This window comes from Pseudomonadales bacterium (assembly GCA_024234435.1).
GTDB lineage: Bacteria > Pseudomonadota > Gammaproteobacteria > Pseudomonadales > Porticoccaceae > JACKOF01.
Window position 1 is genome coordinate 1374331 of the sequence record JACKOF010000001.1, and the last position, 22153, is coordinate 1396483.

Sequence of the window (22153 nt, forward strand, 5' to 3'; positions counted from 1 at the left end):
CAAACTTTCGTGGTTTTAACGATTATTTTTTGCCTTTGGAGCGCCGGAAACAGCCAGAGCCATACCTATCAAAAGGCCTCCGGCGTGGGCTGCATTAGCGACACTGCCCGCCATCAGCGCATCAATCACCCCGGTCATGCAGATAAACAGCCAAGCCAGCATAAACCCGACAACGCCTCTGGGCAGTTGGGTTAAGCGCTGCGGTGCAATTTTATGGCGAATCCACAGATAACCCAACAAGCCGTAAACCACACCAGACAAGCCGCCAAACAGCGAGGGGCCACTCCACCAGTATTGGGCAATATTGGCACCTACTGCCATTAGCAACAGCATAACAGCAGACTGTGCGCTCCCCACCAACAATTCAACCCTGCGGCCTAACTCCCACAGCCAAAGACTGTTAAATGCAATATGAAAAATACCAAAGTGCAAAAAAGCTGGTGTTAAAAGACGCCAGTACTGGCCTTTATCAAAGGATTCCTCTGCAGCACGAAAGCCTATCTGATCACCAACAATGACAAATTCCTGAAAGGTCAGCCAGTGAACCCAGTCAAACTGAAAGGGCACCACCAATGCACCCAGAACCCCTAAAACCAGCGTAATGCAAACGACCGGAAAGCGTTCAAAACCGGCAAGCAAGGCTTGCTTCCGAGCTGGTGCAGAATCCATCTCGGTTGGCGGCACCGTTATCTGAAGAATCTGAACAACCTGGTCGACCTGCTCCGGGTTTGCCACCCATAGTTGCTGCACCCCGGAAGAGCGCCGTAAATCATAGCGAATATTCAAGTAGTCCAGCTGACGACAGGCAATAACCAGATTCGCTTCCGCCGGAAATTCTGCCACTAAAGTCCAGTTTAATTCCTTCACTTTTACAGCTAACCGTCTTCCCGCATGTCAGTATCCCTGGAAAAGTCGAGACGACTTCCCCAACCCAGCTTGGAGCGGCAGGTCTCATAAAAATTATGGCCCGGCGGATGAATTAATCGCAACAGGCGGTTTTTTTTGCGAATATGAATAATATCACCCGGCTCAGTTTTGATGTATTCCTGCCCGTCACAAGTGACAAAAGGGTGCAATTCGTTTCGGGCTCCCACAAGAATTTCTATCGAACTGTTACCGCTCACCACAATAGGCCTGCTGGTTAAGGTATGCGGATTCATGGGAACCAGCCCTATAGCATCCAGGCCGGGGTGCAAAATAGGCCCGCCCCCGGAAAGTGCATAGGCAGTCGACCCCGTTGGGGTGGAAACAATCAGGCCATCTGAGCGCTGGCTGTATACAAACTTGCCATCAATGGTGAGCTCAAACTCCATCATCCGCACCGACTTGCCCGGATGCAGCACTACATCGTTTAACGCGTTACCTGTACCAATTAACTGCTGATCGCGCTTGATTTCCACATCCAGTAAAAAACGCGTCGATTCTATAAAATCACCCTGTAAAACCAAGGTAACATCCCGCTCAATATCCGCGGGTAAAATATCGTTAAGAAAACCCAATCTGCCACGATTGATACCCATTAGCGGCACCTGGTAATCCACCAGATGCCTCGCTGCCGCCAGCATGCTACCATCTCCACCAACAACAATGACCAGATCAATTTTGTTCTGTAGATCGCTCTCCTGCATGACCGGCAAATCAACCATGCCCAATCTTTTTGCCGTTTCCGCTTCCAACAACACCTCAATGCTGCGGCCAAGCAGCAAGGCAGCCAGCTGCTCAACGGAATGCTGTACCTGCGAAATATGTGTGTTGGCAACAATTGCTATATGTTTGAAGTGATCCATTTGTTATCTGGCAAGCTCAAAGAAAACCTGGCATCAATTATACACCGCACACACAAAAAGGCCGTCTAAAAAGACGGCCTTTTACGGAGTGTTGGTAAATTAATGCTTCTTTATAAATACACTTGCCATCTATGTACTAGCACAGAAGTTCATTGCGAGGCTTAACAATACTTACCATCACTCCCAAACTCATCAGTATTAACCACAATGTTGCGGGTATTGAAATCTCTGCAGGAGGTGTAGCCCGTAAGGAACTACCAACAAGAAGAGGGATATTTCCTGCTGTATCAATTTCCAAAACGAAGCGGCTTCCAATCAAACCTGTCAAATCATCAGGAAGGAATAAATCCGTATTATTTATAAAACCAGCATCGTAGATAAACTCAACTTGCAACACCAACTGACTATCATTAGCTCCCAAACCTAAAAATTGCCGCAACACCCACATATCAACAATGTCTGGGAAACTTGAATCGCCTAACTCCAGATTATTTTGGATAACTAAACTATGTGAAGTACTTCCGCCACTTTCTGAAGCGAAGTAAGAAACTAATTGGCCATTAATGAATACAGATTGTTCTGTTTGAGGAGGCGTATCTTCAGAAAAAGGCCCTCCGCTCACAACATAGAAGGCGCGCTCATTATTGGGAGGAATAATTCCGTTTGGGCTAATAAAAACTCCCAAATCAAAACGGACATTAGTGCTATAGCTATCGCCAACGTTTGCAGTGAGACCGAAAGTTGATTCCAGAATATTATCTCGATTATCAACATAAGAAATTACTCCCGGTAAAGAGTAATTGATGTTTTCACCAACAAAAATAAATGCAGCACTTCCCTGAGAGACAAAAAAACCAACAAATACTAAGATGATATTTAAATTAAGCTTTATTCTTTTAGTCATGACCCCTTCCCTGAGCTAGTGCGCCCACTGTAGCTTAGCTATGTCGCCAAGTCCCCAATAAACGAACTGACCGTATCAAAAGAGCCCGCATACGTAAAGCAAAATTCACACAAAAGGAACAATACCCTTAAACAAGTTAAATTTTAAAAAACTTTTCAACATCAATATATGTAAAGTACTTCGACATTCTCGCGCACGAAAAAAGGCCGTCTAAAAAGACGGCCTTTTTGCTTTACTCAAATATGGCGACCCGGAAGGGACTTGAACCCTCGACCTCCGGCGTGACAGGCCGGCATTCTAACCAACTGAACTACCGGGCCGCGACATTCTTTCATGGTGGGTGGTGCAGGGATCGAACCTGCGACCCTCGCCTTGTAAGGGCGATGCTCTCCCAGCTGAGCTAACCACCCTCCGAAAGAGACGCGCATTCTACCGAATTCATGGGTCTTGTCAAACCTTATTAGCGCGATTATCTATACTTAATTTTACAGCGGTATTAAGATGGCCGCCCCCAGCAGAATTAACCTGATTGACGTTGTACATATGATGGAAATTTTCAAGGAATTCACTTTTGAAGCCGCTCATTTATTGCCCAATGTACCACCTGGGCACAAATGTGGCCGCCTACACGGGCACTCTTATAACATCACCATTTTTCTCAGCGGTGATGCAGGCGAACAGACCGGTTGGGTAATGGATTTTGGCGAACTGAAAGAGCATTTCAAGCCTGTATATGAGCAATTGGACCACAACTACCTGAACGATATTAAAGGCCTTGAAAACCCAACCAGCGAGAATATCGCACGCTGGATCTGGCAACAGCTCAAACCCTCCCTGCCCCTACTCAGCAAAGTGCAGGTACGGGAAACCTGTACCAGCGGTGCTATTTACAGCGGCCACTAAACCCGAGAAATGCTAGGCCAGTAAATCTTTCAGCGCCGCCTCAAGCTGTGGGAATTTAAATTCGTACCCGGTTTCAAGAGCTTTGCGCGGATAAACTTTTTGACCGCTGAGTAACAGTTCCTTAGCCATTTCTCCAAAAATTAACCTAACCATTGGCCCAGGTATTCTGAAAACCGCTGGTCGGTGGAGAACCGCCCCCAATATTTTGGTGAACTGTTTATTAGTCACCGGGTTTGGAGCAGTCGCATTGACTGCACCACGAATATCCGAACGCCTGATTAAGTGAAACACCAGGCCGACAAAATCCTCTACATGAATCCAGGGCATCCACTGCTTGCCGTTACCGATGACTCCACCTAGCGCCATCCGAAATGACGGTAGCATTCTGGCAAGAGCACCCTTTTCCTTATCCAGAACAATGCCCGTGCGAACCAGGCAGACCCTGCTGCCAAGCTCTGTAAATTGCTTTGCTGCGTTTTCCCAGGCCGCACAGAGCTGGTGAGAAAACGAATCGTGAAACTTGCCGGATTCATCCAGTAGTCTGTCCTCGTGAGGGCCATAATAACCAACCGCGGAGCCATTGACGACAAGCCGGGGGGCAAACCCCCGCTGGCTAAAATCGGCATACAGCGACTGCGTCGTGCCAACACGACTGGCCATAAACTTTTCTTTACGCGCTTTGTTCCAGCGACCGTTGATGAGTGGCTCACCCGCCAGATTGACAAGACAAGTCACCTTCTCCAGATCCGCCACATCATTCAGAGAGGAAAAAAGACCAATGTTTTTCGGAAGCAAGTCGCCCGCGCGGATAACGTTACGCGTTAATACAGCAACCCTGTGCCCCCTGGAAAGCGCGTGCCGACATAACGCCTGACCAAGAAAGCCGGTTCCTCCTGTCATCAGTAAATAATGATCAACCATGCCACCACCTATTTCATGATATACAGTCTAGATAACATGTGAATGAATAGAAATGGTTACTAAATAGATACTCACAAAAAATCGGAAAATAACGCTCCATCAGATATTGCTGACCTCCCGTTTAAAACAGACACAAAAAAGCCCCGGGAACACCGAGGCTTTTTTGTCTAACTGGTCGGAGCGGCCGGATTTGAACCGACGACCACCACACCCCCAGTGTGGTGCGCTACCAGGCTGCGCTACGCTCCGATAAAACAGGGGTTTTCAGAAGGCGCACATGATAGCGGATACGCTTTTCAATTCAAGAAATATTTAAGGTCTGCTCACCTAAAGAATAATTAATGCTTAAGAACCAGCAAAAGCTCTTCCAGCTCATTGACTGTCTGCTCTACAAGCTGCTTTATCTGGGTAGCTTCTTCTTTCGCACCCTCGCCCGTCAGACGCTGGCGTGCACCGCCAATAGTAAAACCCTGATCGTAAAGCAGGGAACGTATTTGACGAATCAAAAGCACATCCTGACGCTGATAATAGCGGCGGTTACCACGGCGTTTAACAGGACTCAGACTGGGGAATTCCTGCTCCCAGTAACGGAGCACATGTGGTTTCACATCACACAGATCACTGACTTCACCGATCGTGAAATAACGCTTGCCGGGAATAGGCGGTAGTTGATCGTTATTGCTCGGTTCCAGCATAGCTCTCCACCCTTGCTTTCAATTTTTGACCTGGCTTAAAGGTCACTACTCGGCGCGCAGAAATCGGGATTTCTTCACCTGTTTTAGGGTTGCGCCCAGGCCGGGTTTTTTTATCTCGCAAATCAAAATTACCGAAACCTGACAACTTTACCTGCTCGTTATCTTCCAGTGCTTGCCGAATCTCTTCAAAAAAACCTTCCACCAACTCCTTGGCTTCGCGCTTATTCAACCCCAGTTCCTCGAATAGCATTTCTGCCAGATCTGCTTTTGTTAAGGCAGACATATCAACCCCTTATCCTCTAAGCACTGCTGAATACTCGTTGTGAAGCGCCGCAACAACTTTTTCGATGGCGACACTAACCTCATCTTCCGTAAGCGTGCGGGAAGCATGCCTAAAGGTCAACCCCATTGCAACACTTTTACTATTGTTTTCAATACCTTTGCCTTGATAAACATCAAAAACCTTTAAGTTAACAAAATGCTCCCCGGCAGCAGCAGTTACAACCTCTGACAACTGCCCGGAAGTCACGTTTTGGTCAACAACTACTGCCAAATCACGGCGAACTTCTGGGAACTTGCTGATATCTGAAAAGGTCGGTAACTCATTCAAAAGCAGCTCTGCCAGCAGCAACTCAAACACGAAAACGGGCTGGGAAATATCCAGAGCCTTCTGGACAAACGGATGCAATCTCCCGACAAAACCCACTGTTTTCTCACCGCGCGTCACTCTGGCCGACTGTCCTGGATGCAAGTAAGACAGAGAAGCAGGACTCCATAAAAAATCGTTGGCGCTTTTCCCTGTTGACAACAACGCTTCAACATCACCTTTAATATCGAAGAAATCCACCGCATCACTGCCGCAAGCCCAACTCTCTGGATGGCGAGCCCCGGTAATCACCCCGGCAATAACACGCTGCTGCTGCAGACCTTCATTAAGCTGAAATCTCAGCCCGGTTTCAAACAGGCGAATCCGCGATTGCTGACGGTTCAGGTTATGGCGTACCAGCGGCAGCAAACCTGACAACAATGTGGTTCGCATAACAGCCATATCGCTGGCGATAGGGTTAGCCAATACGACGGGCGTTGTTTCCGGATCAAGCACTTGCTGGACAGCGGGATTAACAAAACTGTAACTAATCGCCTCTCTGTAGCCAGAAACAGTTAACTTGCTGCGAAGAGTAGCCAGATCAAGCATTTTCTCGTTACCTGGCCGTATTTCCAGCGATGTCGATACTGACGACGTTGGCAGTCGATTATAACCGTGAATACGTGCTACTTCTTCCACAAGGTCTGCTTCAATCTGAATATCAAAACGCCAGCTGGGCGCAGCAAAAACCCAGCCATCCGTATCCACGGAGAGCTGTCTTAGACCCAGACCGGCCATCATCTGGCTGATGTCATCGGACTGAAACGACATTCCCAACTGCTGCTGTAGGCGCCGTTTCCTGAGAGCGACACTGGCGGTTGCAGGCATATGTTCACTGGATTCTGCCAGCACAACCGGGCCAGGTTCGCCACCAACAATATCCAGCAACAGCGCCGTTGCCCGCTCAATAGCCACTGCCTGCAACCGAGTGTCTACACCTCGCTCAAATCGGTGGGAAGAATCCGTATGCAGGCCGTAGTTACGCGGCTTTCCGGCAATGGAGACGGGATCAAAAAAAGCACTCTCCAGAAAGATATCACGCGTATTATCACCTACTGCAGTGAGATCGCCACCCATGATGCCAGCCATTGCTATGGCACCGGAATTATCCGCAATAACCAGAGTGTCAGCCTGGAGTTTCACCTCCGAGCCATCCAGCAATGCCAACGGCTCTCCCGGTTTAGCCATTCTGACTTTAATACCACCACTCAACCTGTTCAGGTCAAAGGCATGCATAGGCTGCCCCAATTCCAGCAACACATAGTTGGTCACATCAACGACCGGATCAATCGAACGCAACCCGCTACGGCGAAGCTTTTCCTGCATCCATTGCGGTGTTTCAACAGAGACGTCAATATTGCGAATCACTCGCCCTGCGTACCGAGGACAGGCTTGCGGCTCCATCAGGGCAACGTCGACAACATCTTCGACAACAGCAGGCACTGGCTGGCAATTCACTTCATTAACGGCAACCTGTCCAATAACACCCACCTCGCGTGCCAATCCACGAATACTCAGGCAATCGCCTCGGTTTGGGGTTAAATCAACCTCGATGATACGGTCGTTGAGGTTCAAATAACTGCGGATGTCCTCCCCCACAGGGGCATCATCAGGCAGCTCCCACAACCCCTCATCAGCATCCGATACACCCAACTCTTTTTCCGCACAAAGCATGCCGAACGATTCAACATCGCGCAGCTTGGCTTTTTTAATTTTAAAGTTGCCCGGAAGAACTGCACCAATAGTGGCAAAAGGGATTTTCAACCCCAACCTCGCATTGGGTGCACCGCAGACCACTTGCACAGATCCACTCTCACCTCCGGACACTTGGCACACACGCAACTTATCAGCATTGGGGTGTGGCTCAATAGCGGTAATCTGACCGACCACAACACCACTAAACTCTGGCGCTACCGGCTCCACACTGTCGACTTCGAGGCCAGCCATTGTGACGCGTGCGACCAGCTCGTCACTATCGATAGCCGGATTAACCCATTCACGCAACCAGGATTCACTGAACTTCATATAAAAACCAATCTATTATTTACTTTAAGATAAATCATTATCTTTATGTTTTTTAAACTAAAATTGTTTCAAAAACCTCAAATCATTTTCAAAAAACAATCTCAAATCATTCACACCGTAACGCAACATTGCAAGACGCTCTACGCCCATACCAAAAGCAAAACCGGTAAATTCTTCAGGATCGATACCACTCTGTGTAAAAACATTCGGGTGTACCATTCCACAGCCCATAACTTCTAACCAGCCAGTCTGACTGCATATACGACAGCCCTTCCCTTCGCAATTGGTACACTGAATATCCACTTCTGCGGAAGGCTCTGTAAACGGGAAGTAGGATGGCCTAAAACGCACAGGCAAGTCTGCTTCGAAAAAAGCCTTCAAAAACTGGTCGATAGTCCCTTTCAGATCAGCGAAGCTGATATTGCGATCGACCACCAACCCTTCTACCTGATGAAACATCGGCGTATGAGTTAAGTCCGAGTCACAGCGATAGACACGTCCAGGACAAACCACCCTGATAGGCGGTTTCTGGTTTTCCATGGTTCGCACCTGCACCGGAGAGGTGTGCGTTCTAAGCACGTATTCAGCAGTATCCGAACCTTCACCAGCTTTAAAAAACCCTTTTGCGGTATCAACATAGAATGTATCGTGCATGGCACGAGCAGGATGGTGTGCAGGAATGTTGAGGGCTTCGAAATTGTGGTAGTCATCTTCAATTTCCGGCCCCTGCTCAACACTGTAACCAACCTGCGTAAAGAACGCCTCAATGCGCTCCATCGTTCGCGTGACAAGATGCAGTCCGCCTGCCTCTTCACCGCGCCCAGGCAAGGTAACGTCAATTGTCTCCCCCGCAAGCTGGGACTCAATGGCAGCACTTTCCAGATCAACACTGCGCTGATTAATCAATACCTGTATTTGCTGCTTGATCTCGTTGATTTTTGCTCCCGCTGCAGGCCTCTCTTCTGGCGACAGCTTACCCAGCCCTTTCAGCAGGCCAGTCAACTCACCTTTTTTACCGAGATACTGAACTCTCACCTGATCCAGGGCGTTCACGTCGGCAGCATTTGCAACCGCCTGTTTAGCCTGGTGTCCTAAAAGCTCCAGGTTTTCCATAATATTTGTTCCTTAAGAAACTTTTAACAAAACACAGCGTACGAAATACAACAAACCTTTTCTCTGCCATTAACGGCAATACACGATGATATAAAAAGGTTTAACGGTTCCGGGAAGTCTCTGTTTCGTCAAAAACCTCTAAACAAAATAAAAATAGGGAAAGAGCGGCGCCCTTTCCCTACTTGATGTACTGCGTTTCAGGTCTGACTTTATAACAAGCCAGCCAAAACTGATTAAGCCAGGGCAGCCTTTGCCTGTTCAGCAATTGCAGCAAATGCAGGCTTGTCATGAACCGCCAGGTCGGCAAGCACACGACGGTCCAAATCAATACCGGCTTTTTTCAACCCGGCTATCAACTGACTGTAACTCACACCTTCAGCACGAGCCTGAGCATTGATACGGGTAATCCAGAGTGAACGGAATGTACGCTTCTTCGTTTTACGGTCACGATAGGCGTATTGTCCGGCCTTGGTTACCGCCTGGGTAGCAACGCGATAAACGCGACTGCGAGCACCATAATAACCCTTGGCCTGCTTCAGAACTTTTTTGTGTTTGCGGTGCGCCTGCACACCTCTTTTAACGCGTGACATAGCTATATCCTCTTAAAATCAGTTAATCAGACCCGCAACAAACGATCTACAGCCGGAGTATCAGCAGCGTTCATAGTGCTGGTTCCGCGTAGATGACGCTTACGCTTCTGTGACATTTTAGTCAGGATGTGGCTTCTGTTAGCGTGTTTGTGCTTATAGCCAGCAGCAGTTTTCTTAAACCGCTTGGCCGCACCGCTATGGGCTTTTGCTTTTGGCATTTTCTTTCTCCGTTGCGAGCTATCGCTCTCGGTTAATGTTAAAGAAGTAACTCCCGGACAGTCTGCCAAAGTTAGGCTGCACGCGGGCAGTATCAACTACTTCCTTCTGGTACTACTTTTTCCTGCTTTTCGGAGCAATCACCATAGTTAGCTGACGACCTTCCATCTTTGGGTATTGCTCAACATTACCCAACTCCAAGAGATCATTCTCAATGCGCTTCAGCATCTCCATCCCCAGCTCCTGGTGAGCCATTTCACGACCACGAAACCGCAGGGTTATTTTCGCTTTATCGCCGTTTTCAAGGAAACGTCTGAGATTGCGCAGTTTGATCTGGTAATCCCCGATATCCGTTCCCGGACGAAACTTCATTTCTTTGACTTGAGTTTGCTTTTGCTTCTTACGCTGGGCCGCTTGCTGCTTCTTGGCTTCAAATATCTTCTTGCCATAGTCTTCAATCTTGCACACCGGCGGCTCTGCCTCCGGGGCGATCTCCACCAGGTCAAGTCCATCAGCCTGCGCTGCTTTCAATGCTTCATCAAGGGAAACAATACCCGCCTGAGAACCATCCGCTGCAATTAAACGCACTTCCGAGACATCAATCTCATCATTCAAACGAGCGCGCTTGACCTTTCCCTTCGCGTAATTTTTCTTAATAACTCAAATCTCCAACAATTAATCTTTATATCCGGCATGGGGGTTTATATACAAACCTAACCCTCTGAAACAACACGACCGCGGCGTTCAACATCGCGGGCAAGCAAGCTGGCAAAGTCATCAACTGACATACTGCCAAGATCTTCTCCACCACGCGTGCGTACGGCCACGGCCCCTGTTTCAACTTCCCTATCACCGATAACCAGCAAATAAGGAACACGCTGAATTGTGTGCTCGCGAATTTTAAAGCCGATCTTTTCATTTCTCAAGTCATTTATGACCCGGAAGCCCTTGTTTTTCAAGGTTTCAGCAATTTTTTCTGCATATTGCCGCTGACTATCGGTGATATTCAGAATTACCGCTTGCTCGGGAGCTAACCAGGCGGGGAAAGAGCCCTCATATTCTTCGATCAAAATACCGATGAATCGCTCAAAAGAACCCAGAATGGCACGGTGCAACATGACGGGCACCTGACGACTGCCATCCTCAGCCACATACTGAGCGTCGAGGCGCCCAGGCATAGAAAAATCCACCTGAATGGTGCCACACTGCCAAACCCGACCGAGACAATCTTTCAATGAAAATTCGATCTTCGGTCCGTAAAAAGCACCTTCCCCCGGTAACAGCTCATATTCAAGCTCTTTCGAAACCAATGCATCGGCAAGGGCTTTCTCGGCTTTATCCCACACCTCATCACTGCCTACTCTTTGCTCCGGACGAGTCGATAGGCGGACAATAACTTCATTAAAACCAAAATCCCGATAGACGTCATACAATAAATCCGTGAACGTCGATACCTCTCCCTGTATCTGCGCCTCGGTACAAAAGATATGCGCGTCATCCTGAACAAAGCCGCGTACCCGCATCAAACCTTGCAGGGTACCCGACGCCTCGTTGCGATGGCAGGAACCAAACTCGGCGAGCCGCAGCGGCAAATCACGGTAGCTTTTCAATCCCTGATTGAACACCTGCACATGGCAGGGGCAATTCATGGGTTTGACCGCATAATCACGGGCTTCAGACTCCACGGTAAACATGTTTTGACGAAACTTGTCCCAGTGTCCCGAACGCTCCCAAAGCGAGCGGTCCACGACCTGAGGCGTTTTGATCTCTTTGTAATCGTTGCTGCACTGCACACCGCGCATATAGCGCTCGATCTCGGTATAAATACTCCAACCCTTGGGGTGCCAGAATACCATCCCGGGCGCTTCTTCCTGTATATGGAACAGGTCGAATTTTTTGCCCAGTTTACGGTGATCACGCTTTTCTGCTTCTTCCAGGCGATGTAAATAAGCCTTCAGCTCTTTTTTACTGGCCCAGGCAGTGCCATAAATACGCTGCAACATTTCGTTGCTCGAGTCACCACGCCAGTAGGCTCCGGCCACTTTCATCAACTTGAAATATTTCAGCTTGCCGGTCGATGGCACATGAGGGCCGCGACAAAGATCCTCAAAGTCACCCTGTCGGTAAAGCGAGAGGTCTTCATCACTGGGAATACTTTCGATAATTTCCGCTTTATAAGCCTCACCCATACCGCGAAAATGACTCACGGCACTGTCTCTGGGTAGAACCCGACGCGATACAGGCTCATCTGCCAAAGAGAGTTCGCTCATACGCTTTTCGATAGCATCCAGGTCTTCTGGAGTAAAGGGGCGCTCGAAAGCAAAATCGTAATAAAAGCCATCCTCAATCACTGGGCCAATGGTAACCTGGGTTGACGGGAACAACTGCTTAACCGCCTGAGCAAGCAAATGAGCAGTAGAATGCCGGATAATCTCCAGCCCCTCATCAGACTTATCCGTAATAATCGAAAGCTCAACATCCTTATCAATCACATAGCTGGCATCAAGTAGGTGACCGCCTACCTTTCCTGCCAGTGTTGCTTTTGCCAGCCCGGGACCAATATCGTTGGCCACGTCAAGAATTGAAAGAGGTTGTTCGTAAACGCGCTGACTTCCGTCAGGGAGAGTGATGACAGGCATACTTTTTTCCTTTTCCAGTGGTGACCCCTACCAAAGGCCACGTGGTGAGCGCCACGCGAAAGCGGCTTTTTAGTGAACGCGAAATTTTAATGATTTAGAAAATAGAAGCAACAAAAAGCCCACCTTTCGGTGGGCTTTTCAGAAGCAATCCAGAGAGACAAGATAATTCTCTTTGCTTACCTCACAAATATCAGATACGTGCTGTTTTTGTCGAAAAAACCAAGCCCAGCAGACCAAGGCCAAACAACCAAAGAATGGCAGGCTCAGGAACTTCTTGTGACCCAAACTGGAAATCCAGAGAAACAACAGTGCTGGTGTTGAATGCCAAACCATTCCAGTTAACAGAAAAGCTATCGGCAGTAAATGAAATACGGGACAAATCAAGACCGGCCATATTTGTAGCTGCATTCAGAGAAACACCAACAATATCATCTAGAACATTATTGATATCTTCAACGATAAATCCATTAAATGCAGCTGTTGTCCAACTTGAAGAACTGTTATAGGTTACAAATAAGTTAGTTGCTGAAAAGTCAAGATTTGTCCGTGGGTCTCCATCGGGGAAAAAACTGACCTCGACACCTGGGTCGACAACGGTAAACGTTTCTGTATTCGAAAACTGGGAACCCGCATCAGGGAACAAGTATCTCGCCTGAAGCTCTGCACCAATAAAACTGGCATTTGCTGAAGCAGCTAACAGGGCCGAAATAGCAAAGCTTGCTGAAATTAATACTTTTCTTAAACTTTTCATTACAAATCCTTATCTTAGAAATTAAAAACACCCAACTGCATCACTACATACAACAATCATGCCAAAACAATAACCTAATGTTTTTAAATCAGAAAATATGATCTTCTACTGCCTGCTGTAAAATTAATCGACATATCAGTCTCGATTTCCAATAGCAGTAGAATCGAGAGCATGCTTTAGAAAAACATGTTCACACGAAGCAAGAAACGCCTCGTTGTCGGCAGTCTCTTGACACGAGAACAGAAACTCCTCGGGTCGCCGTCTATGACGGCGCTGTCTCGCCTCTGCAAGGCTCGGCTCGAACCGGTGATTCTCATCCACTCTACAAACAAAAACCCCACCTGCCGGTGGGGCTTTATGTTTGGTAGGCACGAGTGGATTCGAACCACCGACCCCCACCATGTCAAGGTGGTGCTCTAACCAACTGAGCTACGTGCCTGCTATTTGTGCAATCGGATCATCGAACCGAGAAGGCGCGTAATCTACCAGTGGAATGCCATTTTGACAAGCCGGAAATCATAGCCATTTATGATGTTGCTATTTTTTGCTCCTGAAGACTGGCAATTTCGTCTCTGATACGCGCAGCCTCTTCAAACTCCAGATTTTGGGCACATTCAAACATGCGGGTTTCCAGCAGCGCAATTTGCTTCCAGATATCACCATCGCTTTTACTTTCAGCTTCTGCGAAATAACTGCTTCTGGGTTCGGCAACTTTCCGGGCACCCCTACCCACTTTGGTAACGCCTGCTCCCTCCATAATATCCTGCACGGCTTTCTTGATACCTGTGGGTTTCAACCCATGCTCCTCATTGTAGGCTTGCTGGATACTGCGGCGGCGATCGGTTTCATCTATAGCTCGCTGCATGGAACCGGTAATTTTATTCGCATAGAGAATAGCCTTGCCCTCCACGTTCCGGGCAGCTCGGCCGATGGTTTGGATCAGAGACTGCTCGGAACGTAAAAACCCTTCTTTATCGGCATCCAGAATCGCCACCAGCGCCACTTCCGGCATATCCAGACCCTCGCGGAGCAGATTAATACCAACCAGTACATCAAACTCCCCCAGTCTGAGATCACGAATAATTTCGACCCGCTCAACTGTTTCGATATCGGAGTGCAGGTAACGCACTCGGACACCATGCTCCCCCAGATATTCGGTCAGGTCTTCTGCCATGCGCTTGGTCAAGGTGGTTACCAGCACCCGATGATCATTACCCACGTACTCTTTAATTTGAGACAGCAAGTTATCAACCTGGGTATCCGCAGACAGCACTTCAATTTCGGGATCGAGCAGTCCGGTAGGGCGTACCACCTGCTCAACAACCTGCCCCTGCTTTTCAGCCTCGTACCGGGACGGTGTTGCTGAAACAAAAATCATTTGTGGCGCCAGCCTCTCCCACTCATCAAATCGCAATGGCCGGTTATCCAGCGCGGATGGTAATCGGAAGCCATACTCAACCAGCGTTTCCTTTCGTGAGCGATCACCTTTGTACATACTGCCAAGCTGCGGCACGGTAACATGGGATTCATCGATCACGAGCAATGCTTCATCCGGCAGATAATCAAACAGCGTTGGCGGCGGATCACCAGGATTGCGTCCGGACAGATAGCGTGAATAATTCTCAATACCGTTGCAGTAACCCAACTCTTTCATCATTTCCAGATCGTAGCGAACGCGTTCACCCAATCTCTGGGCCTCTACCAGTTTATTATTATCGCGCAACTGTTCCAGTCGTGGCCCCAACTCCTCTCTGATCTGCTCCACTGCGTCCATAATGGTCTGTTTAGGGGTCACATAGTGCGTCTTGGGATATACGCTGATTCGAGGAACCTTGCGCAACACCTCTCCGGTCAATGGATCAAACAACGACAGATTTTCCACTTGGTCATCGAATAGCTCGATCCTGACTGCTTCCCGGTCAGAATCAGCCGGGTATACATCAATCACATCACCGCGAACCCGATAGGTTGCCCGCTGAAAGGCCGCGTCGTTACGGGTATATTGCAGCTCCGCCAGGCGACGCAGAATTGCCCGTTGATCAATTTCATCACCACGCACCAGATGCAGCATCATCGAAAGGTAGGATTCAGGATCGCCGAGACCATAAATGGATGACACCGTAGCAACCACGATCACATCTTTACGTTCCATTAGCGCCTTGGTCGCGGACAATCGCATCTGTTCAATATGCTCATTTACCGAAGCATCTTTTTCAATGAAAGTATCCGAAGAAGGCACATAGGCTTCCGGCTGATAGTAGTCATAGTAGGAAACAAAATACTCCACTGCATTATTCGGAAAGAACTCCCGAAACTCGCCGTAAAGCTGGGCAGCCAATGTTTTGTTATGCGCCAGAACAATGGCTGGTCGTTGAATTGCCTCTATCACATTGGCAATAGTGAAAGTCTTGCCAGAACCAGTTACGCCCAGCAGGGTTTGAGCCGCAAGCCCGATATCAATACCTTCAACCAGCTGGCGAATCGCCTCCGGCTGATCCCCTGCGGGGTGATAATCACTGACAATCTCGAATTTTTTAGACATACCTTCCCTGCCCTGACTACTGGCTTTTACGGTTCCATAATGGGTAATGATGGAGCGAAATTGTAGCACTGGAAATTCGCTGTTTTAGAAGCACACTTCAGGCTTGACTACCCCGGAAACGGACTATACCATACGCGCCTCTTAACTGATCCGCCTTAGCTCAGTTGGTAGAGCAAATGACTGTTAATCATTGGGTCGCTGGTTCGAGCCCAGCAGGCGGAGCCAAACATAACGGGGCTTGTAGCGATACAAGCCCCGTTTTTTATGATAAAAATGCTTACCGAACGAAACAACTTGTTCTGATTTGGTTGAGATTTTCCCGAAGCAATAGCCAAACACTCTACGAGATACTGTTACTCCACTGGCAGGACTGAAAGTAAAAACCAGGCAACAGGCTTTCATCAATATCCAGTTCATGTGTGATTTTCGAAATATCATCCCAGCAACCCCGCTCATAAAACTTTGCCAGTTTGAGAATAAGACCTGTATGCCCTGCCCCACTAACAAGCGCATCTTTAATGCCATTGCTCAAAGGTAGTGCTTCCATTATCACTTTCATTGGCTGCCCTATAATGGCATCAACCAGCGACAGCAAGCCAGCGGTAAAGGCCTCCCTCTCAGAAACATTTACCGGCGATACTGCAGCAACAAGCTCACAGAATTTGGCTCGACAGCAGGCACTTCTGGCAATTTCATCAGGTTTCCCCTCTGACAGATTAGACAGCGCCACCATAGAGACGAATCGACGAATTTCATTTTGCCCAAGATAAGTAATGGCTTGTTTAATTGAGGATATTCTGGTTTCCAGCGCATAATAAGCCGAGTTGATATATCGCAAGAGTTTGTAGGTGATGGATATATCTGGCTCAATAAGCTCTTCCAGCTTGTCGATGTTGAAATCTTTCTGATTAACTTCCGCAACCACCTGAAGCAGTTTGAGTGATACGTCGGGAATGACCGCACCTTTGATAATTTCCGGACGACAGAAAAAGAAACCCTGAAAAAGCTGAAACCCCATTCCTTTTGCCAGATCAAACTGTTCGTTTGTTTCAATTTTTTCTGCCAGCAGTGTGCGTTCCGAATCAGCTGGTAACATTGCCAGATACTGACGAATCTCTTCCGGTGTCGAGATCAGAAAATCAAATTTGATAATCTTGGCCATCGTCACCAGAGGCAACAGCTCTGGCGAAAACACAAAGTCGTCAAGAGCAAGTGTATAGCCACTGTCGCAGAGCTCCTGGCAGGCTTCTATCAGGTCATCATCCACGTCGATGTCTTCAAGAATCTCTACCACTATTGACTGCCGGGGCAGTAATAACGGAAATTTTTCAATCAGCAGGTTTTTGATGAAATTAATATAGCCCCGCTTGCCTCCCAGCAGTTTTTCCAGGCCAATTGAAAAATAACTGTTCGAAATAACCGAGGAAGTTTTTGAATCACCATCGACCACCATTTGCCCGATCACTTCGTCTTCCCTGAAAAGCAATTCATAACCTGCCAGTTCCTTTTGCTGGTTAAAAATGGGTTGTCGGGCAACATTTACATCCATACGGCAAGTCCTTTTAAATCCGGCTCTACGCAAGAAAACGCGTCCAGAGCCATATTTGAATTATTATCCGTAATAATGCGTCAAATGGCGTTATTTTCCTATCGTTACCGGCCCAATCGCCATACAGGTCTTGACTTGGCGTTATCGCGTTAGAAGCTAAATGATTTTTGAGTAACGAATTTCTGTTGTGGGCTTTTTGAGATAGGCATCAAATACCATGCAAATGCGACGGATCAGTATTCTTCCTGCAGGTGTGACACGAATGAATGTGGTCTCTACGTCGACCAATCCGTCTTTAACCATTGGCTGCAAAGCGGTAATTTCTTCTCCAAAGTAGGAGGGGAAATCGATGCCATATTGTTGTTCTATACGTGGAATATCAAGTTCAAAATGACAAATCAGTTGTTTGATAACATCCTGCCGAAGTAAATCGTCAGCACTCAGCTCGAAACCGCGGGCGAGTGGTAATTTACCACCATCCAATGCATCCTGATAATCTTCAATTTGCTTGTGGTTCTGTGCAAATACATTATCAATCGCACTGATGGAAGACACGCCAAAGGCCACCATATCGCAGTTGCCGTGAGTGGCGTAACCCTGAAAGTTCCTCTGCAATACACCCTCCCTTTGCGCAACCGCCAGCTCATCTTCCGGTTTGGCGAAGTGATCCATACCAATATAGACATAACCCGCGTCCAACAGCCGCGCTGTCATCCTCTCCATCATCAACAATTTCTCTTCCGAGGTCGGCAATGCTGATGCATCAATCTGCTTTTGCACCTTAAACAAATGCGGCATATGAGCATAGTTAAAAATAGACAGGCGATCGGGGTTCAAATCAATAATATTGTCGAGTGTCCGATTGAAGGTCTGCCAGGACTGGTGAGGCAACCCGTAAATCAGATCCATGCTGATTGAGTGAAAACCTTCGTCGCGGGCAGCATTCACTAATGCCTTGACTTCGTCCACAGAATTAAAGCGGTTCACCGCCTTTTGCACCACCGGGTCAAAATCCTGAATCCCCATACTGAGTCGGTTGAAACCCAGCTCCCGCAAACAGGTAATGCTTGCAACCTCCATATCCCCAGGGTGAATCTCGATAGAATACTCACCACTGTCATCATCAAGCAGGTTAAAGTGATCCCGAATTGACGCCATCAACAGAAATTTTTCAGCGTCGCTAATATAGGTAGGCGTACCTCCACCCCAATGCAGCTGCTGAACAGGCCTGGAGCAATCAAACAATGCCGCTTGCATGGCTATTTCCCGAATCATCCGATTCAAATAAGGCAATGCACGCTTGCGGTTGGCAGTAATCACTTTATTACAGCCGCAGTAGTAACAGACGGTACTGCAAAACGGAATATGAAAATACAGGGAAAGTGGCCGCCCGGAAGCATTACTGCGCTCAATAGCGGCGCGCAGATCCTGCTCATCAAATTGCTCATGGAATTGCGGCGCTGTGGGGTATGACGTATAACGCGGCCCGGACAGATCATAACGATTAATCAGCGAGCGATCCCAAACCATAGATGTATTCATGCTAACCAGATAAGTATTACTGATGGAGCTGCATTTAAGCGCAAGACAAATTTAAACACACTGACACACATCAAATGCGTCAGCAAAGAAACCTGATAGAGAATAACCAACTCCATGACCACAATCTGAAAGCCAGCCCCGCTCAATTTGCTAACTGCATCACCAGCGTCAATATCGCCATCACCAGCATCAACACAGAAAAAAGCTTTTGAAGACCGGGACCCGCAATATATCGGCTGATCACAATACCAAGCACCATACCGACAACGCCACCCGACGCAATTAATAGCAGTAGTGATGTGTTCAGGTGCTCACCTGTTAGCAAGTAACTGACAAAACCTGAACCACTGACAATCGCAATAATAACCAGTGACGTGGCGACCGCCTGCCTGATAGTAATGCCCGTCAGAAAAAGCAGTGTTGGCACAATAAGAAAACCGCCGCCAACCCCAAACAACCTCGACAACAGGCCAGTGACTGATGCTCCCACCGTAATACCCAGCACGCAGGGCAGGCCAATTTGAAATGTTTCAAAGTGATTGAACCGACAAATAGCGCCAGCCTGTTCAATGCTTTCTTGCTGACCGGCCCTGACAATCATTGCATCCTGCGGATGGCGGTTGGCCTGAATCCACATCCGGGAAGCGATAACCAACACCAACACGGAAAAAGCAATCATCAATACAGATTCATCAATCTGTCGATTGCTCCAATTTCCAAGCGGGGCAACAAGTCCGCCTACTACGGCATAAACCATTGCGGGCAGCCATTGGATATCGCCGCCTTTCAAACGGCTTAAACTGCCGAACAGGGCACTGATAGCCACTGCACCTAAAGATAAGCCTATGGCTTGCTGGGCTGGCAGGCCAAGCAATACAATCAAAAGCGGTACGGCAAAAACGGAGCCACCAGCACCCGTCAAGCCCAGCACCAAACCAATGACAACACCAACAATTAAAGCCATATATTTATCGCAGTGTAAGCTGAATTCGGATTGATAAAGTGTAGCGCATAAAAAAGCGGCCCTGACAATCATCAACGCCGCTTTTTAACACTGCAAGCGATATCAGCTTTTAAATTCGGCCCTGCCCCGATACGGCGCCATGGCACCCAATTCAGCTTCAATTCTCAAGAGTCGATTATATTTTGCCACCCTGTCCGAGCGACAAAGTGAACCGGTTTTTATTTGCCCGGCAGCAGTAGCTACCGCCAAATCAGCAATAGTCGTATCTTCTGTCTCGCCGGATCGATGCGAAATAACCGCCGTATAACCAGCGTCTTTTGCCATCTGAATAGCATCAAGCGTTTCTGACAACGAGCCGATCTGGTTAAATTTAATCAAAATCGAGTTAGCGACTCCCATTTCAATGCCGCGGGCAAGAATTTTTGTGTTGGTTACAAACAGATCATCACCCACCAGTTGTACACGATTACCCAGTTTTTCCGTTTGATACTTCCAGCCATCCCAATCGGATTCATCCTGACCGTCTTCAATGGAAATAATCGGGTATTGGTCGCACAATTCGGACAGAAAATCACTAAAACCTTCCGAGCTGTATATCTTGCCTTCACCTGCAAGGTCGTACTGACCACCCTTGTAGAATTCAGAGGAAGCACAATCCAGTGCCAGCGTTATGTCTTCACCCAAAACATAACCGGCAGCTTCAACAGCCTCCTTGATCACGGCAAGAGCTTCTGCATTGGAAGACAAATTGGGGGCAAAACCACCTTCATCGCCCACGGCTGTGTTTAGCCCTTTGCTGCTCAATACTTTTTTAAGTGAATGGAATATCTCGGCCCCTATTCGCAGAGCCTCGGAAAAGGTTTTAGCACTGACCGGCTGAACCATAAACTCCTGAATATCGACATTATTATCCGCGTGTTCACCACCATTGATAATGTTCATCATGGGTACCGGCATGCTGTACTGGCCTGAAGTACCATTAATATCAGCAATATGTGCGTAGAGCGGCACACCCTTTGAGATAGCTGCCGCTTTAGCTGCGGCCAGAGACACCGCCAGAATAGCATTTGCACCAAATTTGGACTTATTCTCTGTGCCGTCGGCTTCAATCATCAAGCGATCCAGCTCTCTCTGGTCACAAGCATCTTTGCCAAGTAACAACTGGCGAATATCGGCATTAATATTCTCAACCGCTGTCAACACGCCTTTACCGAGATAACGGCTTTTGTCTCCATCACGCAACTCCAGAGCTTCGCGAGTACCGGTGGACGCACCGGAAGGTGCACAGGCAGTACCGACACTGCCGTCTGCCAGAATCACATCGGCCTCAACAGTGGGGTTACCGCGGGAATCGAGAATTTCGTAGGCCCGAATATCAACTATGTTGCTCATTTAATTTTTCTCCAGAGAATTTAAAACTTTCCTGTCGCTGACAAAAGTGTCCGCTATAGCCTCAAATATTGCATACCAGATACCGATCCATGATCAGGCAGTATCAATATCAGGCAAACCTTTAATCAGGTCATCAACTGCTTTTATTTGTTCAAGAAAAGGCTCCAGCTTGTTCAATGCCAGAGCACTGGGCCCGTCACACAGCGCCTTGTCAGGATTGGGGTGGGCTTCCAGAAACAAACCCGCCAGCCCCACAGCCATACCCGCCCGACCAAGCTCTGTGACCTGTGCACGACGACCTCCGGAAGCATCCCCCAGCGGGTCACGACACTGCAATGCATGGGTAACATCAAAAATAATCGGCGCGTTGCCACTGGCATCTTTCATTGTTTGAAAGCCGAGCATATCCACGACAAGATTATCGTAGCCAAAACAGCTGCCCCGCTCGCACAGGATAACCCGGTTATTGCCGCACTCACGGAACTTTTCCACCAGATTACCCACCTGGGAAGGACTCATAAATTGCGGTTTCTTGACGTTGATTATAGCGCCTGTATCGGCCATAGCCTTGACCAGGTCGGTCTGCCGGGCAAGAAAAGCCGGCAGTTGAATCACATCACATACCTCTGCCACTGGCTGAGCCTGCTCCACTTCATGAATATCAGTAATCAATGGCACATTAAACGTATCTTTGATTTCCTGAAATATTTTCAGACCTTCATCCATCCCCGGGCCACGGAATGAGTGAATGGAGGAACGGTTGGCTTTATCATAAGAGGCCTTGAATACGTACGGAATTCCCAGTCGGCTGGTAACCTCGACATAATGCTCGGCGATCTGCATGGCCATATCGCGGGATTCAAGCACATTCATTCCGCCAAACAGTACAAAGGGCCGATCATTGGCGAGGCTTATGCCTTTTATCTCAATAAGTTGTGACATAGCGTGTCTCCGCGACGATATTCTCTGGCAAG

20 protein-coding genes and 5 tRNA genes are annotated in these 22153 nt (G+C 48.0%); 2 read left to right on the forward strand and 23 right to left on the reverse strand.

All coding sequences use genetic code 11. From position 1 onward, the window contains the following. Positions 1-15: 15 nt before the first annotated feature. The 5 genes from H7A02_06390 to H7A02_06410 form a co-directional block, all read right to left on the reverse strand. Complete coding sequence (locus H7A02_06390; protein MCP5171878.1) at positions 16-867, reverse strand: rhomboid family intramembrane serine protease; 852 nt, start codon at positions 865-867, stop codon at positions 16-18. An 8-nt stretch (positions 868-875) separates the two neighbouring features. Beyond that, on the reverse strand, positions 876-1787 hold the full coding sequence (locus H7A02_06395) for an NAD(+) kinase (GenBank protein ID MCP5171879.1): 912 nt from the start codon (positions 1785-1787) through the stop codon (positions 876-878). A 136-nt stretch (positions 1788-1923) separates the two neighbouring features. Next, positions 1924-2691 (reverse strand): hypothetical protein, encoded by a 768-nt coding sequence (locus H7A02_06400; protein ID MCP5171880.1) that lies wholly within the window; start codon positions 2689-2691, stop codon positions 1924-1926. 243 nt (positions 2692-2934) lie between these two features. After that, positions 2935-3011: transfer RNA gene (locus H7A02_06405), tRNA-Asp, on the reverse strand. 14 nt (positions 3012-3025) lie between these two features. Then, positions 3026-3101, reverse strand: a tRNA-Val gene (locus H7A02_06410). 136 nt (positions 3102-3237) lie between these two features. Here H7A02_06410 and queD point away from each other — a divergent pair. Continuing rightward, the gene (gene queD / locus H7A02_06415; GenBank protein MCP5171881.1) at positions 3238-3594 is read left to right on the forward strand and encodes a 6-carboxytetrahydropterin synthase QueD; all 357 of its coding nucleotides are present in this window, start codon (positions 3238-3240) and stop codon (positions 3592-3594) included. A gap of 12 nt (positions 3595-3606) precedes the next feature. Here the strand turns inward: queD and H7A02_06420 are convergent, their stop codons facing one another. The 13 genes from H7A02_06420 to uvrB form a co-directional block, all read right to left on the reverse strand. Beyond that, positions 3607-4515, reverse strand: coding sequence for a TIGR01777 family protein (locus H7A02_06420; protein ID MCP5171882.1), 909 nt, complete (start codon positions 4513-4515; stop codon positions 3607-3609). Positions 4516-4687: 172 nt separating this feature from the next. Continuing rightward, a tRNA-Pro gene (locus H7A02_06425) sits at positions 4688-4764 on the reverse strand. An 89-nt stretch (positions 4765-4853) separates the two neighbouring features. Continuing rightward, positions 4854-5210, reverse strand: coding sequence for a MerR family transcriptional regulator (locus tag H7A02_06430; protein MCP5171883.1), 357 nt, complete (start codon positions 5208-5210; stop codon positions 4854-4856). Continuing rightward, entirely contained in the window at positions 5191-5493 is a 303-nt protein-coding gene (ihfA, locus tag H7A02_06435; protein ID MCP5171884.1) for an integration host factor subunit alpha, read from the reverse strand. The genes H7A02_06430 and ihfA overlap by 20 nt, the downstream gene beginning before the upstream one ends. A 9-nt stretch (positions 5494-5502) precedes the next feature. After that, on the reverse strand, positions 5503-7881 hold the full coding sequence (pheT, locus tag H7A02_06440) for a phenylalanine--tRNA ligase subunit beta (GenBank protein ID MCP5171885.1): 2379 nt from the start codon (positions 7879-7881) through the stop codon (positions 5503-5505). Between the two features lie 57 nt (positions 7882-7938). Further along, complete coding sequence (gene pheS / locus H7A02_06445) at positions 7939-8994, reverse strand: phenylalanine--tRNA ligase subunit alpha (GenBank protein MCP5171886.1); 1056 nt, start codon at positions 8992-8994, stop codon at positions 7939-7941. A gap of 233 nt (positions 8995-9227) precedes the next feature. Then, the gene (gene rplT / locus H7A02_06450; protein ID MCP5171887.1) at positions 9228-9584 is read right to left on the reverse strand and encodes a 50S ribosomal protein L20; all 357 of its coding nucleotides are present in this window, start codon (positions 9582-9584) and stop codon (positions 9228-9230) included. A 26-nt stretch (positions 9585-9610) separates the two neighbouring features. Then, a complete protein-coding gene (rpmI, locus tag H7A02_06455) occupies positions 9611-9802 on the reverse strand; it encodes a 50S ribosomal protein L35 (protein MCP5171888.1) in 192 nt (63 codons plus the stop codon). A 112-nt stretch (positions 9803-9914) separates the two neighbouring features. Next, positions 9915-10457, reverse strand: coding sequence for a translation initiation factor IF-3 (gene infC / locus H7A02_06460; GenBank protein MCP5171889.1), 543 nt, complete (start codon positions 10455-10457; stop codon positions 9915-9917). A 56-nt stretch (positions 10458-10513) separates the two neighbouring features. Continuing rightward, entirely contained in the window at positions 10514-12439 is a 1926-nt protein-coding gene (gene thrS, locus H7A02_06465) for a threonine--tRNA ligase (protein MCP5171890.1), read from the reverse strand. A gap of 190 nt (positions 12440-12629) precedes the next feature. Continuing rightward, positions 12630-13190 (reverse strand): PEP-CTERM sorting domain-containing protein, encoded by a 561-nt coding sequence (locus tag H7A02_06470; GenBank protein ID MCP5171891.1) that lies wholly within the window; start codon positions 13188-13190, stop codon positions 12630-12632. A gap of 362 nt (positions 13191-13552) precedes the next feature. Then, a tRNA-Val gene (locus H7A02_06475) sits at positions 13553-13629 on the reverse strand. 87 nt (positions 13630-13716) lie between these two features. After that, positions 13717-15732: an excinuclease ABC subunit UvrB gene (uvrB, locus tag H7A02_06480; protein MCP5171892.1), complete on the reverse strand. Its 2016-nt coding sequence runs from the start codon at positions 15730-15732 to the stop codon at positions 13717-13719. Between the two features lie 149 nt (positions 15733-15881). Here uvrB and H7A02_06485 point away from each other — a divergent pair. Then, positions 15882-15957, forward strand: a tRNA-Asn gene (locus H7A02_06485). A gap of 115 nt (positions 15958-16072) precedes the next feature. Here the strand turns inward: H7A02_06485 and H7A02_06490 are convergent. From H7A02_06490 to kdsA, 5 genes are all read right to left on the reverse strand, one after another. Further along, complete coding sequence (locus H7A02_06490; GenBank protein MCP5171893.1) at positions 16073-17281, reverse strand: HDOD domain-containing protein; 1209 nt, start codon at positions 17279-17281, stop codon at positions 16073-16075. 156 nt (positions 17282-17437) lie between these two features. Beyond that, positions 17438-18823, reverse strand: coding sequence for an oxygen-independent coproporphyrinogen III oxidase (hemN, locus tag H7A02_06495; protein ID MCP5171894.1), 1386 nt, complete (start codon positions 18821-18823; stop codon positions 17438-17440). Positions 18824-18965: 142 nt separating this feature from the next. After that, positions 18966-19787, reverse strand: coding sequence for a sulfite exporter TauE/SafE family protein (locus H7A02_06500; protein ID MCP5171895.1), 822 nt, complete (start codon positions 19785-19787; stop codon positions 18966-18968). Positions 19788-19889: 102 nt separating this feature from the next. Then, complete coding sequence (gene eno / locus H7A02_06505) at positions 19890-21179, reverse strand: phosphopyruvate hydratase (protein ID MCP5171896.1); 1290 nt, start codon at positions 21177-21179, stop codon at positions 19890-19892. Between the two features lie 93 nt (positions 21180-21272). Then, positions 21273-22121 carry a 3-deoxy-8-phosphooctulonate synthase gene (gene kdsA, locus H7A02_06510; GenBank protein MCP5171897.1) on the reverse strand — a complete coding sequence of 283 codons (849 nt, stop codon included), beginning with the start codon at positions 22119-22121 and terminating at the stop codon, positions 21273-21275. Positions 22122-22153 lie beyond the last annotated feature (32 nt).